General features: G+C 53.7%; 15 protein-coding genes. 7 read left to right on the top strand and 8 right to left on the bottom strand.

Annotation, left to right across the window (positions count from 1 at the left end):
- Positions 1–249: 249 nt before the first annotated feature.
- On the top strand, positions 250–1,233 hold the full coding sequence (locus EL633_RS19930; protein ID WP_126628869.1) for a ring-cleaving dioxygenase: 984 nt from the start codon (positions 250–252) through the stop codon (positions 1,231–1,233).
- A gap of 113 nt (positions 1,234–1,346) precedes the next feature.
- On the opposite strand, the gene EL633_RS19925 is transcribed toward EL633_RS19930, so the two are convergent.
- A complete protein-coding gene (locus tag EL633_RS19925) occupies positions 1,347–1,736 on the bottom strand; it encodes a hypothetical protein (RefSeq protein ID WP_126628868.1) in 390 nt (129 codons plus the stop codon).
- A 243-nt stretch (positions 1,737–1,979) separates the two neighbouring features.
- Between EL633_RS19925 and EL633_RS19920 the strand changes: the two genes are divergently transcribed.
- The 3 genes from EL633_RS19920 to EL633_RS19910 all read left to right on the top strand — a co-directional run bounded on the left by EL633_RS19920 (position 1,980) and on the right by EL633_RS19910 (position 5,764).
- Positions 1,980–3,191, top strand: a complete 1,212-nt coding sequence (locus EL633_RS19920) for a DNA methyltransferase (RefSeq protein WP_126628867.1) — start codon at positions 1,980–1,982, stop codon at positions 3,189–3,191.
- A 501-nt stretch (positions 3,192–3,692) separates the two neighbouring features.
- The gene (locus EL633_RS19915) at positions 3,693–4,496 is read left to right on the top strand and encodes an inositol monophosphatase family protein (protein WP_126628866.1); all 804 of its coding nucleotides are present in this window, start codon (positions 3,693–3,695) and stop codon (positions 4,494–4,496) included.
- A gap of 143 nt (positions 4,497–4,639) precedes the next feature.
- Positions 4,640–5,764, top strand: coding sequence for a L,D-transpeptidase (locus EL633_RS19910; protein WP_161982272.1), 1,125 nt, complete (start codon positions 4,640–4,642; stop codon positions 5,762–5,764).
- A 770-nt stretch (positions 5,765–6,534) separates the two neighbouring features.
- On the opposite strand, the gene EL633_RS19905 is transcribed toward EL633_RS19910, so the two are convergent.
- Genes EL633_RS19905 through EL633_RS19895 form a run of 3 tightly spaced genes read right to left on the bottom strand, consistent with a single transcriptional unit; the run spans position 6,535 to position 8,113 of the window.
- The gene (locus tag EL633_RS19905; protein ID WP_126628864.1) at positions 6,535–7,035 is read right to left on the bottom strand and encodes a DUF5946 family protein; all 501 of its coding nucleotides are present in this window, start codon (positions 7,033–7,035) and stop codon (positions 6,535–6,537) included.
- A 45-nt stretch (positions 7,036–7,080) separates the two neighbouring features.
- On the bottom strand, positions 7,081–7,587 hold the full coding sequence (locus EL633_RS19900; protein ID WP_126628863.1) for a tetratricopeptide repeat protein: 507 nt from the start codon (positions 7,585–7,587) through the stop codon (positions 7,081–7,083).
- Positions 7,588–7,639: 52 nt separating this feature from the next.
- On the bottom strand, positions 7,640–8,113 hold the full coding sequence (locus EL633_RS19895; protein WP_126628862.1) for a DinB family protein: 474 nt from the start codon (positions 8,111–8,113) through the stop codon (positions 7,640–7,642).
- Positions 8,114–8,521: 408 nt separating this feature from the next.
- On the opposite strand from EL633_RS19895, the gene EL633_RS19890 reads away from it, so the two are divergent.
- A complete protein-coding gene (locus EL633_RS19890; protein WP_161982271.1) occupies positions 8,522–9,253 on the top strand; it encodes a zinc ribbon domain-containing protein in 732 nt (243 codons plus the stop codon).
- A gap of 66 nt (positions 9,254–9,319) precedes the next feature.
- On the opposite strand, the gene EL633_RS19885 is transcribed toward EL633_RS19890, so the two are convergent.
- Complete coding sequence (locus EL633_RS19885; RefSeq protein WP_126628860.1) at positions 9,320–10,993, bottom strand: tetratricopeptide repeat protein; 1,674 nt, start codon at positions 10,991–10,993, stop codon at positions 9,320–9,322.
- Positions 10,994–11,170: 177 nt separating this feature from the next.
- On the bottom strand, positions 11,171–11,356 hold the full coding sequence (locus EL633_RS19880) for a hypothetical protein (protein WP_126628859.1): 186 nt from the start codon (positions 11,354–11,356) through the stop codon (positions 11,171–11,173).
- A gap of 381 nt (positions 11,357–11,737) precedes the next feature.
- On the opposite strand from EL633_RS19880, the gene EL633_RS19875 reads away from it, so the two are divergent.
- The gene (locus EL633_RS19875) at positions 11,738–12,346 is read left to right on the top strand and encodes a GNAT family N-acetyltransferase (protein ID WP_126628858.1); all 609 of its coding nucleotides are present in this window, start codon (positions 11,738–11,740) and stop codon (positions 12,344–12,346) included.
- Positions 12,347–12,495: 149 nt separating this feature from the next.
- Positions 12,496–13,533, top strand: coding sequence for a hypothetical protein (locus EL633_RS19870; protein WP_126628857.1), 1,038 nt, complete (start codon positions 12,496–12,498; stop codon positions 13,531–13,533).
- On the opposite strand, the gene EL633_RS19865 is transcribed toward EL633_RS19870, so the two are convergent.
- Together EL633_RS19865 and EL633_RS19860 are read right to left on the bottom strand one after the other, a co-directional pair.
- Positions 13,516–14,409 carry a hypothetical protein gene (locus tag EL633_RS19865; RefSeq protein ID WP_126628856.1) on the bottom strand — a complete coding sequence of 298 codons (894 nt, stop codon included), beginning with the start codon at positions 14,407–14,409 and terminating at the stop codon, positions 13,516–13,518. The genes EL633_RS19870 and EL633_RS19865 overlap by 18 nt on opposite strands.
- A gap of 326 nt (positions 14,410–14,735) precedes the next feature.
- A complete protein-coding gene (locus EL633_RS19860) occupies positions 14,736–15,383 on the bottom strand; it encodes a nucleoside deaminase (protein ID WP_126628855.1) in 648 nt (215 codons plus the stop codon).
- Between the last annotated feature and the right edge of the window lie 10 nt (positions 15,384–15,393).

Genomic DNA, 15,393 nt, shown 5'->3' with positions numbered 1-15,393 from the left:
CGGCAGCCTGCGTCAATGTCCCTGGTTATGATCACGATCGCCGTCCCCACACCACGTTTGTTCGGTGGCTTAAATGGGATCATGTTCATGCGTCCCAGGCGACAAAGCTTATGTGCGCTGGAAGGCGACGTGTCCATGTCAAGGGGGATGTGAAAATATCTGCTGTAACGTTTCAACATATGGTTGACGTGTAGTGGATAGGGGAATAAATTGTCTCACGCTATTTATTTGAGGAAAGGTAAAAAGGATATGCAACATAGCTTGCTCGGTATCCACCATGTGACGGCGATTACGGCCGATCCACAGGGGAATATCGATTTTTATACTGGTCTGCTGGGCCTGCGACTGGTTAAGGTGACCGTCAATTTTGATGATCCAGGCTCCTATCATTTCTATTACGGGGATCGTGAGGGAAATCCCGGTACGATCATGACCTTCTTTGCCTGGCCGGGCGCCCAGAAAGGTCGTCAGGGGACGGGCCAGATTAACGCGACGGCCTTCGCGATTCCACAGGCTTCTCTGAGTTATTGGCTTGGTCGCTTGATCGAAAAAGGCATCAAGCATGAGGGTCCAATCACACGTTTCGGGGAACAGGTCCTGACCTTCCGCGATCCTGATGGATTGGTCATTGAACTGGTCGCGCATCCAGGCGAATTAGAGCGCCCCGGATGGGACAATGGCGAGATTCCGGCCGAGCATGCGATTCGCGGCATCTCGGCCGTTACGCTCTGGGAAGATGGACATGAGGAGACGGCCGGCCTCTTGACGAAGACGATGGGCTTCCGACTGGTTTCTGAGGAAGATAATACGTTCCGCTATGAGCTCGGCGCAGGTGGCGCGGGCGCGCGCGTTGATGTACGTAATGCCCATGGCTTCTGGCGTGGCGCGGTCGCGACCGGTACCGTCCATCATGTCGCCTGGCGCGTCGCTAACGATGAGGCCCAGGCCGCATGGCAGGAACAGCTCGATGCACAGGATTTCAACGTTACCCCAATTCTGGATCGCGAATATTTCCACTCAATCTACTTTCCAGAACCCGGCGGCGTCCTCTTTGAAATCGCCACTGATCCTCCCGGCTTCGCCATCAATGAATCGGTCGAAAGATTAGGGACACAATTGCAGCTACCACCCTGGCTTGAGACCAGTCGACCCCAGATCGAGCGAGCATTGCCGCAGATCACCTATCCACAGGTCGGCGGCAGACGATCAAAGGCCGAAAAGACACAGGAATAGTGTCAGGATTCTCAGACTAAAAATGTTCAATAGAAAGAGGAGGCCCGCTCTCATCATAGCAGTAGCGGGCCTCCTCTTTCTATTGAAGTAAGTGGTCGATAAATTGCTTGCGTTCAGGCGATAAAAATCTGGACCATATAGTAGATTGATGACACTACAAGGCAGATGCAGTAGATGCCGGCCACAATCTGAGATATTTTATTGGTTCCAGCCACATATCTTGGTCGTAAGCTAAACATTGCCAGGCGGGCAGTGATTAGCAGGACCCCGATAAGTAAGAGAAAATCCACAATTTTAATCACAATGTTAGCGTCAAATACTGCATACATAATCACGATCCCTCCAAAGGAGAGGATTGCGCCAAGGATATCAGCCGCAGCAATAGCCATGAACAATCCTTCGTCGTAGGATCGTGCGAGCAGCATTGGCGTTGTCTTCAACATGATGTAGAGTCCAGCGACATATGCAACTATACTGAATAAGACCCATAGAACATTTGACATGTACTTTTATCCCCAAAGTGTTTTTGTGTGGGCACCAATTCCTCCTGCTGCCCATGCAAGATACAGAATTCGTATCAAGACAAATCTATTGCAGCGCTTGCGTTACCTGCATGGCCATTATACCATGCTCACCTATGTTGTATAGTAGATTTGGGCCTTGCGCCCAATTGTCCCACTATTGCAGATTTGGATGTATGATCTTTTTCATTCCCGCCTGCGGCGGGAAGGGGGAGAAGGGGAAAAGTGCGGGGGACACCCCCGCTCCCCCGGCAGGAGGGCCTGGCCGGCCCTCCTGCACCTCCCGGCCTGGTCCGCGCATGCGGCGGGTGGACCAGACCGGCGCGCATGCGGCGGGTGGACTTGACTGGTCCGCTGGCGCTTCCCGGTATGGCTGCTTTATCTAATGGATTTGTGAGGGAGATTTTTGTATATATGGCTGAATTGGTCTGGCGGGGGAAGGCGCTTCCACGGCCTTCGGGGGTTGAGGTGGTGGTTGAGGGGTTTTATGGTTTAGTGGATGGAGAGGTTATGGGTGCGGGTGCGCCTGGGGATTGGTATAATCGGTTGCTGCATGGGGAGCGTGGACTGGCTTTGCAGGCGTTACAGTCGGAGTTTGCGGGTAAGGTGGATCTGATCTATATTGATCCGCCATTTATGACGGGGCGTACCTTTAAGAATGGGGCACAGATCCTGACGGGTGATGGTATTTCGTATCATGATATCTGGAATAATGATCTGGATAGCTATCTACAATGGCTCTATGAGACGTTCTATTATCTTTATGAGTTGCTGGCCAAGGATGGTAGCCTTTATGTACATCTGGATTGGCGTGCGACTCATTATGCACGTGTAATACTCGATGAGGTGTTTGCGGGCCGCTCTCGTAGTAAGGGGGCCGGACTCAAGAATGAGATTATCTGGCACTATCAGTCGGGTGGACGTGCCCAGAAGTCCTTTGCGCGCAAGCATGATACGATTCTGCTCTATACTAAGACGGCGGAATATTGCTTTCATAGTGAGCGCATCGGCCAGCCACGTGGAGAGAAGAAGCGTAATCATATGCGCAAAGAGGTCGGACCCGATGGCCATACCATCTGGACGATTCGCTCGGCGGGCAAGTTGTATACCTATCGGGCCGACAGTACAATGTCTCTTGACGATGTCTGGAGCGATATCAGTCACCTGCACCAGAAGGATCCTGAGCGCACCGGCTATGCCACCCAGAAGCCTGTCGCGCTCCTCGAACGCATCCTGCTCGCGTCAACCGAGGAGAACGATCTGGTGCTGGACTGCTTTTGTGGCAGTGGCGTCACGCCTGTCGCGGCCGAGCGCCTGGGACGGCGTTGGCTGGCCTGTGACCAGAATAAAGGCGCTATTGCGGTCACACGCCAGCGACTCCTTCAAGAAACCCGGCGCAACGTTTTTGCATTGCAAAGCGTTAACAGGATAGAATAATAGTAGTAGTAATTTGCCAGACATTATTTGATGGAAAAGCGGGTGATGCAAGGGGCCGCCAGCCCCTTGACTGGGGGTTCGGGGGCTGTGCTCCTGGTCTCTCCTCTCCCCCTTACCGCCCGCGTAGCGGGCTGACAACCTATAAGGCGGGGATGCAAGGGGCCGCCAGCCCCTTGACTGGGGGTTCGGGGGCTGTGCTCCTGGTCTCTCCTCTCCCCCTTACCACCCGCGTAGCGGGCTGACAACCTATAAGGCGGGGATGCAAGGGGCCGCCAGCCCCTTGACTGGGGGTTCGGGGGCTGTGCCCCCGGCCTCTCCTCTCCCCCTTACCGCCCGCGTAGCGGGCGAACAATCCATCAAACGGGGTTTGACAAAGTCGTAATAGTTTTGCAATGGATGCAATACGATACATGTGGCACTCAGAGAACCAGCGCCGGTAAATCTTTGCAAGTACCGCAGAAATGCTGAAAATAGTACAGCGAGAGTAAGGCAAAAACAGTTATGTTAGAACTTCTGGAACAACTCTTCCGACAGGTCCGAGCCTATACACAGGCAGAGCGCTACGATCGGAAGCAGATCTATGCCCAATCACAAAAGCATACAACCATGCAGTTTGACCGAGACGCCGAAGACTTAATCATCAATGGCCTCTCCGACAGTGGACTGGGCTTCGAGATTATCACAGAAGAACGTCCCACCTTCTCAACCTCTGAAAAACCACAGTACCGTATTGTCGTCGATCCAATTGATGGCTCCACCAATGTCGAGCGCGGCATCATGGTCGCCGCAGTCGCCCTGGCGGTCCTGCCGATCGACGCGCCGGTGATTCCGGAGAATGTCCAGTGGGCCCTGGTAGGAGAACTTTTTACCGGTACGGTCTTCGAGGCCCAGAAAGGCGGCGGGGCCTTCCGCAACGGTCGGCGCTGCCAGGTCAGTACAACGACCACGATGAAAGATTGCGTAGCCGGACTCAATCTGGACGGTCGCAACGGAGATATCTTGCGCTCCCTGCTTACGGAAAGTCCTCGCCTGGGTGTGGTACGCCGCACCGGTAGCTCGGCCATCGATAGTGTCTATGTGGCCAGCGGCACTTATGATGCCTATATCGATATCGGAGACGAGATCACCGGCGAATCCTTCCTGGCCTCGGCCAGCATTGTCCTGGAGGCCGGCGGCATCGTCACCGACCACGAAGGCAAAGCCCTGCGCCCAATCAACACACTTAACGACCGCTATTCACTGGTTCTCGCTGGCAGCAAGAAGCTCCACCATGACATTCTAGCAAAAATTCAACGCGGCGGCTAACCCGTTCGGCAGGTGGCCTTGACAGCTACGTGGAAGGGTATAGTATATTATTATATATTAAGTAACAAATAGGCTATTTTTTATCTATGCGCCCCGGATAGGCACTTATGAGCAGCCATCATTTGCAAAGGATATTACAACACATGCAAAGCAAACGGTATACATCCACATCCTCAATACAGCGGCAACTGCTGTCATACATACTGGGTGGACTGGCGCTCTGCCTGGTACTCAGCGGCTGTCAGGTGCCTGGTATAGCGGCCACGAACTCTAAAGCCTCGCCGGCCCCGACGCCCACGCCGAAGCCCGCGATCACCACCGGCATGCAGCAGCAGGGCACCCAGGAGCTCCAGACATTGGAGCAGTGGATCGGGAGTATGAAGCAATATGGTGGCCAGACCGATACGTATCAGCAGCAATATAATAGCGACAAGCAGGCGCTAGCTAACGCCACCACGGCCAGCAGCTACAAGAGCGCCCTGGACACGACGCGCAGCCATGTCGAAAACATCAAGCTACCAGCCATCAAGGTCCAGCAGCAGAGCACGCAGCAGCAGCTCCAAAAGATGGCCTCAGACTGGCAGCAGAGCCATCCGCACTTTGACTCATTCAACAACACCAACTACAAAATGGGCTTTGAATACGACAACAAAACCGGTATCGGTACCTGGATCAAAGACGACGTGGCGGCCGCCAAAACCTTTGCCGACTACCAGCAAATCGTCGAAAACACCAACATGTACATCATCAACTTCAAAGCCATGGCCCAGAATGCCGGCGACAAAACGCCCTACAACCAGGTCCATCAAGCCGACCTGAGCCTGATGAAAACCTACGGCAAGACCGATGGGCGTGTGCTGGTCGTCTCGCTCAGCGAGCAATCCATGCGCGTCTACGACAAAGGCAACCTGATCAAATCCTTCCTGGTCACTACCGGCCAGCCAGACAAGCCCACCCCACCGGGAAGCTGGTGGGTCGAGAGTCACCAGACGCACATCACCTTTAAATCCATCGCCCCCAAAGGCGATCCTTACTGGTATCCCGACACCCCCATCAACTACGCCATGCAATACCATAGTGGCGGCTACTTCGTCCATGACAGCTGGTGGCGTGCCGAATACGGACCCAACACCCAGTTCCCGCACAAAGACGTCACCGGCGATAGCGCCGCCGACGTCGGCTCCCACGGCTGCGTCAACATGTCCAAAGACGACGCCCACTGGGTCTACGACCACGTCCAACTCTTTACCGGCATCATCATCTACTAAACCGCCGCACCCACCGGAACCCTGATCAAGGTTCCGGTGCGCCCCCATGAGGGGATCCCCAGTCCACATCGCACTATTTCATACCCAACATAGTCATGATTCGTGATCCGATTTTGGGTGGGACGCCGTGAGGAGCGGGCCAATCATACGTTGAGTGGGCGCCACACGTAAAGCCCAAGACATCTCACGTAGCAACATTTTCGATCCGATCCCGATCATGGATGACGATCCGGTCTTGGGTGGGAAAACGTGTGAAGCGGACCGATCGTACGTGAAGTGGGCGCCACACGCAAGGCCGGCATGCGGCATAATCAAAAGCGATACGTGTATAAAAGCATCGCATGTCTGTGGCGCCTACACCAATCATTTTCATTCAACTATGATCGCCTGGCAACGTTTTGACCAGCAACCATGTATACGAACCATGAAGGCAAGGCCTTGCCATACCACATGTTCCTCTTCAACCCCGGCACCACCAAAGATGATTCGTGTAGGCGCCACAGCACTGCGAGACGTTCTGACCCGTTCGCCCACGTAAACCCAGCAGTGCGGCCTTGCGTGTGGCGCCCACTCGACGTACGCAACGCTGGCTGGCAGCGCCCACTCGGCGTACGTTACCGCCGCGTATACACCTTTTACGTATCGATATATCATCCCCAACATGATCATAATTGGGAACTTTCACATGGGCGGAGGAGACGGCCCACGTCAAGGTCCCTGTTTACGATAATGTCCATTCGTTCCAAACCAAAAGCCGCAAAGGCGTGCCGTTACGATGGGAACGAGCTGTTGGCCCAGCGTTGAATGGTGGGATGGTGTGGCTCCCAGGCTTGCCAGGTTGTGCGAGCCCAGCTTTTAATGAGCTGGTTGTAGGAGGCAAGATCGGTGGCCTGGGCGACATCCATGATGGTCATGGGGCCGAGCGAGCCGGGGGGATCAAGCCAGATAAATTGGTCGGTCGGAGTCCGTAGCATGGCTTTGATGCTGGCTTCAAAGGAGAGGCCGCGTTCCAGCGACCAGTAGAGTCCGAGCAGGTGGCGGCATACGGATTGGATGGATTGGCGCGAAGGCTGACCAGGATGCTGGACCATATAGGTGTCAACCAGGAAACCACGTGAGCTGACATAGGGACGTATGCCGACTTCACCAAAGATATACCAACAGCCCGGCGAGGCATCTATATATTGATGTTCGGGACCTGGGCTATCTGGCATATAAGGTACTCGCGCCCCACATCCAGGACAGGCTTCAAATCTGGTAGCTGTATCCATAGTCAAGCATCCTTTTTTGCCTATTATTTCGTTGTGATGTGATTATTACCCAATCTCATCAAGGTGTTCCGCGTAGTAGGTGAGGCCACGCTTGAAGTATTGGAGCTTTTCGTCGGAGGTGGTCTCTAGCAGATTATGTAAGGTGATCTCCATGGCCTCTTTGTATTGCTTTGTATTGTAGAGGGCCATGGCGAGAAAGGTTTGCAGGGCCCGGTTGTCAGGAAATTCTTTGACGCCCCGGCGCAATGTCTCAACCGCTTGCTCATATTGTCCCAGCGCACGATAGGTGCTTCCCAGGCCAAGTAGACAGCGCTCCAGGTCTTTTCCGGCCAGTCCCTGTGAGAGCGCCTGGACATAGAACGCGATGGCGCCCTGCTCACGTCCCATGTTGTCATGCACGATGCCAAGCTGATAACTGATCTCAGCGTTAGTGGGATCGTCGACATGGAGCTCATTCAGTAACTCCAACGCTTTTTCCAGTATCGTCAAGTCTTGTCTGGCTCGTCCCTCTTCACGGATTTGAATAGCTTGATCTAAAAGTTCGCGTGTCATTTTTCTTCTCAAATATCCTTTGTACTGTATTCTTCATTTCTACGTTGAGCCCTCAGGATAGTTGGCGCTCGATCTGAGAGCAGTGCTCTTCTTCGTGGGACACAAGGTCGCGTACGATGCCGAGCAGGGTCTGGGTGCCGTAGGTTTCGTGCTGACCGGTGCGCTGCCAGTCTTCGGCGAAGAGGCTGCGTAGAACGGTGACGACCTCGATGCGCCGTAGGGTGAACAGGGTGAGCGATTGGTGGATGTCACGTTGCAGGTAGCGGGCCACCTCGGACCAGCGCCGCTCGTCAAAGGAGACAAGTGGCGCATCCTCACGGGACAATACCATGTAGATACGGGTGGTGACAATATCATCGACAGCCCGCATATGGGCAAAAATTTCTGGGACCGCCCATGCACCTGCCGCTGGACGGCGCAAAAATTGCTCGCGCGACTTCCCCGTCATCGCCCGCACCAGACGATCCGGAATCGCCGCCATCTGCTGTACAAGTGCTACGATCTCATCCTGGCTATGATCCGCCATCGCAATCTATCCTTTTTTCCAAAAATACGTCAATGTCTACAGGAAAATCCCCCACTATCGCTCATCCATACGCCCCGGCAATTGTACTGTACGCAACAGCGAAATGCAAGTTAGCCACCGACCGCCAGGGCTTTTTCATTTTCAGCCGGGAGTAACTGTCAGGCAAATCATATACAGAGTATTTCTGGTGTGGTGTGTGTTCTGTGGGCGGCCGCGGCCGCCCACAGAACACACACCACACCAGACTCCGGCGCCGTAGGCGCCAGGAAGAGGACAATTAAAAAGCCCTGACCGAGCGCAGAATTGTGAACTGGTTCACAGACATTTAGCAGTAATATGCTAAAATATTCAGGATAGATGTATGTATATCAGCCAATCAAAAATACATATGATGCAGGAGGGGTGGGCATGAGCACGAAGAGTCCCGGTCAGCAGTCGCTGGAGATCGATTGGCTGACACCGCAGACGCGTGAGATCATTCTGCTGGCCCAGCAGGAGGCTGAAAAAACGGGGACCCCTGCGGTCCAGTTGGAGCACCTGCTCCTGGGTGTGCTCAGTGAGGGAAAAAGCCTGGTCGCCAAACAGTTACAGAGTTGTACATTAGATATGGCCACGCTACGTGCCCATATTGACGCCGTCTATGCCAACAATTTCTACTTCAAGGAAGACAACCCGCCATTCTCACAGGCCGCCGAAGAATGTGTCCAGAACGCCATCGCCATGATCACCTATTATCTGACCCGTTACCGCCCATCCGCCAGGGTCGCGGCCAACCATCTGGTGCTCAGCGTCATCTCACATCCCGGTATCCAGCGACTCCAGATGGCCCATCCCACCCAAATCGCGACACTGCGCCTGCAAATCACAGCGGATATGGAGCCCAATTTCTTACGCCATAGCGAAAACCTGCTACACCCCCCACCGGCCAGAGAAGTCCCGAAGCCCCCCACCTGGAAACGGGCCAACACCAATGTCCGTGTACACTGTCCATCCTGCCAGCGGCCCATACAGGCCAACTGGAAATACTGCACCTATTGCGGTCACCACCGCACCAAAGTCTGCCCCAACTGTTCAGCCCCTTCACCCGCCGTGGCCGATGCCAGATTCTGCATAGAATGTGGTCATCATCTCGATCCCTGAAACAGGCAAAAAGAAAGGGCCTGCATACCAGTAACATGGCTGCAAACCCTGTCTTTGCTCGCTAGCTTAGCCGCCAGCTTTAACATCACCAACATCGACGGGACAGAGTGGGCCGACTTTCGCGGTGTGGGTCGGGATATTGGTCAGGGTATTATAACGGAAGGCGACACGCTCGGTGCCACCGGAGTTCTGATACCAGAGCAGATCATAGTTGTCCTGGGGTACAGCCGTAAAGGTGAAATTTCCGTTGGCCTGGATGTCTGTCTTCAACTGTGTACCATCCCAGAGGGCAAACATTTGATCGGTCGTCATGTTACCCATGAGCCCTTGAACCAGGGACATACGCGTATAATTCCTGTTTGGCTCATTATTGACGAAGTGTCCTGTCACATTCTGCGGCTGCTTCAGCTCGTTCTGGGCATTTTTCCCTTCCGGGGTATCAGAGAAATCTTTACCGAGCCGTTGATAGGTAGGCACGGCCGAACTACATGAAGAGCGGCGCTGATCCTTACCAACATTGAGAAGCGAGGTTGCCATATGCTTATGCAGCTTCGCTGCTTCAGGCGTACCAGCAAAATCTGTCAAGATCTTATCGAACGAGGTAACGGTATCGTCATAGTTCTTTTCTTTAAACTGTGACTCGCCAAGGTTATAGTAGGCCGTGGAGTCCACACCCTTGACCTCGCTCTGGCAGGCGGCATAACAATACTGAAGCTTTAATGTGGTATCGAAGTTCTTAATAGCTTCATTGTAATTGCCAAGCTGAGATGCCTGCTTACCCAGCGCGATCCGGGCCGTTACTTCCCCTTGATGTGCCTGTATCACCTGATCATCAATGCCAGGATAATCCGTAGAGACCGTGGTAAACTGGTTGATGGCCTGAGTATACAGTTTGGCCTTGTTGAGGGCCAATCCCCAGGAGGTATAGGTACGCGCGAGCGCGACACTGCCAGGCTTTTTCTCACCGGCCGCCGTGTATTCGTCGATGGCCGCCTGCCATTGTCCACGATCTTCAAAATAGCGGCCCTCTTGCATATGCAGGCTCCCCTGCATCGCATTAGCGATCGGGGAGGCCGCGAGCAAGGCCACAATACATACGATCGAGATGATGCGGCGCGGCATGCCAGCGGAGACCGCGAGACGGCTACGCGTACGGATAAACCAGACGATGGGCAGGATAATACCAATGATCAAAGCAACGATACCAACGCGAGCGGCCTGGGCCGCCCAGTCGCCACCGCCCAGGAAGTAGCATGCCACTAAAACGATAGCGATCAATACAATGCCACCGGCATATGCCAACAACGGCATAGGTCGCTCAAAAATATTGGGCGGCCGAGAGGGCACCGGATTACGTGAAGGTGGTGGGGGAGATTGCCATGGATTGTTATAGAAATTCGTATTTGGCGGAGGAGGAGGCGGAGCATAGCCCGCACCCGACTGCGGCGCATACGAGGGACCCGACTGCGGCGGTGGCGGCGGTGGACCATAATATGTTCCTGCTGCTCCCGGCGGCGTCTGTGGGCCTGGATAGTTACTCCCTGATCCTTGCGCAGGAGGCGGAGGATAGCTTCCACCCGCGACACCCGGCTGCGATGGATAGGGATACCCTCCTCCAGGTGGTCCTGGTGGAGGCGGATAACTGGCTCCCGATTGCTGAGATGGCAACGTAGGGCCATTATTATCTTGATTCTGCTCAAACGGAGTCAAGGGATGAGCTTTATCATTGGACGGATCCATTAGTGGGAGAACCTCCATGTATTCTTACTAATAGACATATATAAAATTGTATAGAAAACACCTGTACGGCTGTATGACGCACATAGAAATAAGTGGGTAACACCATAAGTATATTTACCTTATTCTTTATTATAACAGTCCTGGCTATAGTTTCTAGTTGGCTGTTAACCAGGGATGTCATTCAAATTTTTGCCAGGGTATGCGTCCCATGGAAAAGACCACGTAGCTGCGACCCTCAGCGGTCGCTTGCCACCCGCCACAGCGTGGTGGCCTGGTATCCGGCCGGTTCGGCTCCCCCACAGCCGTCACCTCGTCCAGAGAGAGGTCCCCCGCGATACCTTTGGGTGGTTCCATACGGTGCACACAGGGAATGGTCTCTTTTGGGCACCGCGTGAGGGAACGGGTTATGCTAGAAGGAACCGGATCGCGGAGATACTGGGCCACCACGCTGCGGCGGGTGGCAAACGGCCGCTGAGGGCCGTAACTACGGGAACGTGTTCGGGATGAGGGGAAGGGATCGCCGGGGCATGATTTTTCTTCTCATGGCTGCGCTTGCAAAAAAATGCATGACACCCGTTAACCAGTACACTATCTGGTGCCTTTGAAGTGCATGAAGCGTCAAAATTGAATAGAGGCATTCGTTGTATTATAATGCAATAAGAGAGTCTCTGTCCTTGCAGGTGAAATGAGATAAAGGGAGGAAGAAAAAAGCTTATCATTCGTTGACTTGGTCAAGAATAAAATATGCGAATTATAATTTGTTCGCCTTTGGGCGACAAGGTGAGCATAGAAAATGTATTTTTTGAGGAGGTTGAGCCAATGAAATATTATAAAAAAATTACTGGTAATCGTTTATATCTCTCACCTATAAATACCGATGATGCAGAGAATTACATAAAATGGCTAAACGATAAGGCAGTAGCCAAAACATACGCTCAGTATTCATCGGTAGTAGCATCGAAAAATGATTTGAAATGGCTTTTTGAGCCTGCAGATGGGGTACAGCGTTATGCTATAGTGCTCCTTGACGGTGACGTATTGATTGGTAGCATCAGCCTACAGAACATCAACCACCTCAACCGTAATGCTTTCATTGGCATTTTTATCGGCGAGGAGGAGCAAGGCAAAGGTTATGGTACTGAAGCCATTCGGTTACTACTTGGCTATGGATTCAACACAATGAATCTTCACAACATTATGCTTTCCGTCCATGCTGACAATGATGCGGGCATCGCTTCTTTCAAAAAGGCGGGTTTACGAGAAATAGGACGACGGCGCGAGTGGGTATTCAAAGACGGAAAGTACATAGATGTGATTTACATGGATATATTGGCACGCGAGTTTGAAGAATAATGTGTGCTTGGATAACAACCACGCTGTACAAGCATCATCTCCATTCACATTTTATTCCAAAGGCAGGCATTGGCTCTATCAAGCTCATCGGTTCCCCCTGAAGGACGGAGAACCGAATGAGATTTACAAGAGAAAGGATAGATTGCTTAATGTATCTCCCACAACTCATCAAGGATGAGCTAGAGCGCTGGCATAATCCCTATCCATTGCAACAGATTTTTCGGACCGCTGATCCGGTGGCGGTGACGGCACAGATCGAAGAGTTTTGTGTACGCGAATTGGGGAGCGGGATCGCGGATACGCTGTTCTATGCAGTCAGTATTGGCGTGGTGTGTGGGCTCCAGTTGAGGGATGGCGCACGCATCGTGTTGAAACTGCTGGGCCCAACGGCCTCGATGGCACATTTGCAGGATGTGGTACGTGTCCAGCACTATCTCCTGGCTGAGGGCTATCCCTGCACACGCCCTGTCTATGGGCCGGCGCGCCTGCTGGACGGGATAGCCATGGTCGAGGAGTTTGATAATCGCGGCGAGTATCATGATGCCCATGAGCCACTGTGGCGCCAGAAGATGGCCGAGTTGCTTGCCTGGCAGCTACAACTGTTACGCCAGCCGGAGCGGATTCCAGATATAGATGTAGGGCATTTCGATTTTCGTTTGCCGCCTGGCACTCTCTGGGGTAAGCCTCATAGCAATATCTTTGATTTCGAAGCCACCACAGAGGGAGCCGAATGGATCGACGACCTCTATCGCCAGGCCAGAAAGAATCTGGAAACCGGAGCCGGTCAACTGATACTCGGCCATATCGATTGGAGCACCAAACATATCCGCTACCTGGGTCAGCAGGCCCATATCATCTACGACTGGGATAGCCTGGTGCTGGATAAAGAACCGGCCCTGGTCGCGCATGCCGCCGCGACCTTTACCTATATTCCATTTATGCCAGGAATCGCTGAAGCACCGACACGTGAGGAGTCCCTGGCCTTTATCGCGGACTATGAGGCGGCACGTGGCTCCGCGTTTACAAAGGACGAACGGCAAACGCTTGCAGCCACCATCACCAGTACCATGGCCTATGGTGCCCGCTGCGAACATAGTCTGGCCCCACATGAACGCGACTATCCAGCCGGTAGCCGGCGCGCAGTCCTGGCCCAATATAAGGACAGCTTCCTATTTCCACCCATGTAGGCGTTTCTGGGCGAGTTGGGCATCGGGTCCGTTGGTGTCCAGTTGTTGGTGGAGGTAGTTGCGATAGTGCTGTATGTAGTGCTGCTCGAAGGCGAGGGCTTGCTGACAGAGGCTACGTAAGCGCTGGCGTTCAGCCAGCGCTTCGGGAATAAGGTAGTGCCAGCGCTGGTTGCCCCAGGTATAGACATCCTCGATGAATTGGGTCCATTCGTCGTTGATATGGGCGCGGTACATGTGGACACTGGCTTGTTTGCCAGGCACGGTCTGGCCCGCTTGCCAGGCGAGCAGCACGGTGGCGCTCCAACAAACGCTGGTAACAAACTTCTTGATATTGCGCCGTGGCTCGTTCTGGGGCGGCATCAGCGGCTGATCATAGCCATAGAATTCTCCGTCCGCATCAGGATAGGTCAAGGGCGGAACAATATTTTCGAGCTGGCGGAGCATGTTGGCGATATAGATATAGGGAAAATGGGCATACAGATGCAGGTATTGTTCCATGCTCTGTAGCGGCAATTGCTCACGGATATCTCGTCCCCAGAGCAGGTTACTGGCAGCCTGGATGCGATAGTGGCCGTTGGCGAGGAGCGGCCCTTCATCCAGGGCGTTAAGCTCGGCCATAAAGGGGCTGAACAAGGAGCAGTAATGCATGATGCGCTGGATAATAGCGCGCTCAGCGGCCGTGAAGCTCCCATTGGCGACCAGGAAAAGGTCAATATCGCTGGTCGCAATACCCGTATGATCAAAGAAGCTCCCATGCAGATAATAGGCCCTGATCCGCTCTGGCAGGGCCGTTTCCAGCAGTCCAATGGTGCCAGTCAAAATAGCATCGATCTGTGCATTGCCACTCGTGGCAGCGAGCCTCAGTTGTTGTTCCATAGTATCTCCTGAGTATGCATCTAAACGTTTGTGTAAGGAACACACCATGAGTCATCCCGAAATTTTGGAACAAAAGTCCAAAACCGGGGTGCAGGGGCGGAGCGCCCTGTCGGGGGTGCGGGGGTGTCCCCCGAAAAACCCCTTTTCCCTTTTTGCGCGCCGCCTGCGGCGGCGCGCGGGGGATGAAGGGACACCCCTCGAACCCCGGCAAGGGGGTGGCTGGCCCTTGCAACCCCGCTTCTCAGGCGCATTGAGGAAAAGAGAGCACCCATTCTTAAAATTCGGGGTCACTCATGACAGCCGCGCATTACCAGAAAGAGAGAATATTATTTCAGGCGTAGCAACTGCTCATGGATCTGATCAACCATAAAACCAGCATCTTTGCCTTCTCTGGACCACTGAGGAACCAGTCCGCTTTCATAGAGGGCATAGCCGAGGGTCTTCCCGATGGGCAGTTTGCTGGTAAGCAGGTCGATCCAGGCCTCGGGATTAGGATGCTTCTGGCTCAGAGTCGCCTCGACCTGGAGTCCCAGCAGGACAGTTTCGAGCTCGGCATCCTGTGGCTCCGTGATATGGATATGACCATCATTAAAGAACGGCGTTTTATCAATCAAGGTCGTGCCACCCGCGCCACCATCACGGACCGCGTAGCTGACCTCCTGCATATGCGCCATACGGACCGCGCCAATACACATCGGACACGGCTCGATCAGCGAGTAGAGCTTGCAGCCATAGACATTGACCGCCTGCCAATCCAGTACCAGCAAAGCATTCAGTTCCGCATGCGCGATCCGATTGCCCGCTATCTGTCGACCCTCACCAATCTGCTCACGAATCCGATTACGACCATGCGCCACAATAGTACCCTCCGCATCCGTAATCACCGCCCCATGAGGCAGAGAATTATGGGCATAAGCCTCCCAGGCATCCTCTATACAAGTTCTCCAGATCGGAGAAAGACGTTGCCAGATCAAAAGGGGATCC

It is taken from the genome of Dictyobacter alpinus, assembly GCF_003967575.1.
Lineage (GTDB): Bacteria > Chloroflexota > Ktedonobacteria > Ktedonobacterales > Ktedonobacteraceae > Dictyobacter > Dictyobacter alpinus.
This window is presented reverse-complemented; position numbering and strand designations above follow the sequence as displayed.

Excerpts from the sequence above, each read along its gene's own strand:
- EL633_RS19930 (WP_126628869.1), top strand. The coding sequence starts at position 250 with ATGCAACATAGCTTGCTCGGTATCCACCATGTGACGGCGATTACGGCC.
- EL633_RS19925 (WP_126628868.1), bottom strand. The coding sequence starts at position 1,736 with ATGTCAAATGTTCTATGGGTCTTATTCAGTATAGTTGCATATGTCGCT.
- EL633_RS19915 (WP_126628866.1), top strand. The coding sequence starts at position 3,693 with ATGTTAGAACTTCTGGAACAACTCTTCCGACAGGTCCGAGCCTATACA.
- EL633_RS19910 (WP_161982272.1), top strand. The coding sequence starts at position 4,640 with ATGCAAAGCAAACGGTATACATCCACATCCTCAATACAGCGGCAACTG.
- EL633_RS19905 (WP_126628864.1), bottom strand. The coding sequence starts at position 7,035 with ATGGATACAGCTACCAGATTTGAAGCCTGTCCTGGATGTGGGGCGCGA.
- EL633_RS19900 (WP_126628863.1), bottom strand. The coding sequence starts at position 7,587 with ATGACACGCGAACTTTTAGATCAAGCTATTCAAATCCGTGAAGAGGGA.
- EL633_RS19895 (WP_126628862.1), bottom strand. The coding sequence starts at position 8,113 with ATGGCGGATCATAGCCAGGATGAGATCGTAGCACTTGTACAGCAGATG.
- EL633_RS19890 (WP_161982271.1), top strand. The coding sequence starts at position 8,522 with ATGAGCACGAAGAGTCCCGGTCAGCAGTCGCTGGAGATCGATTGGCTG.
- EL633_RS19885 (WP_126628860.1), bottom strand. The coding sequence starts at position 10,993 with ATGGATCCGTCCAATGATAAAGCTCATCCCTTGACTCCGTTTGAGCAG.
- EL633_RS19875 (WP_126628858.1), top strand. The coding sequence starts at position 11,738 with ATGCGAATTATAATTTGTTCGCCTTTGGGCGACAAGGTGAGCATAGAA.
- EL633_RS19870 (WP_126628857.1), top strand. The coding sequence starts at position 12,496 with ATGTATCTCCCACAACTCATCAAGGATGAGCTAGAGCGCTGGCATAAT.
- EL633_RS19865 (WP_126628856.1), bottom strand. The coding sequence starts at position 14,409 with ATGGAACAACAACTGAGGCTCGCTGCCACGAGTGGCAATGCACAGATC.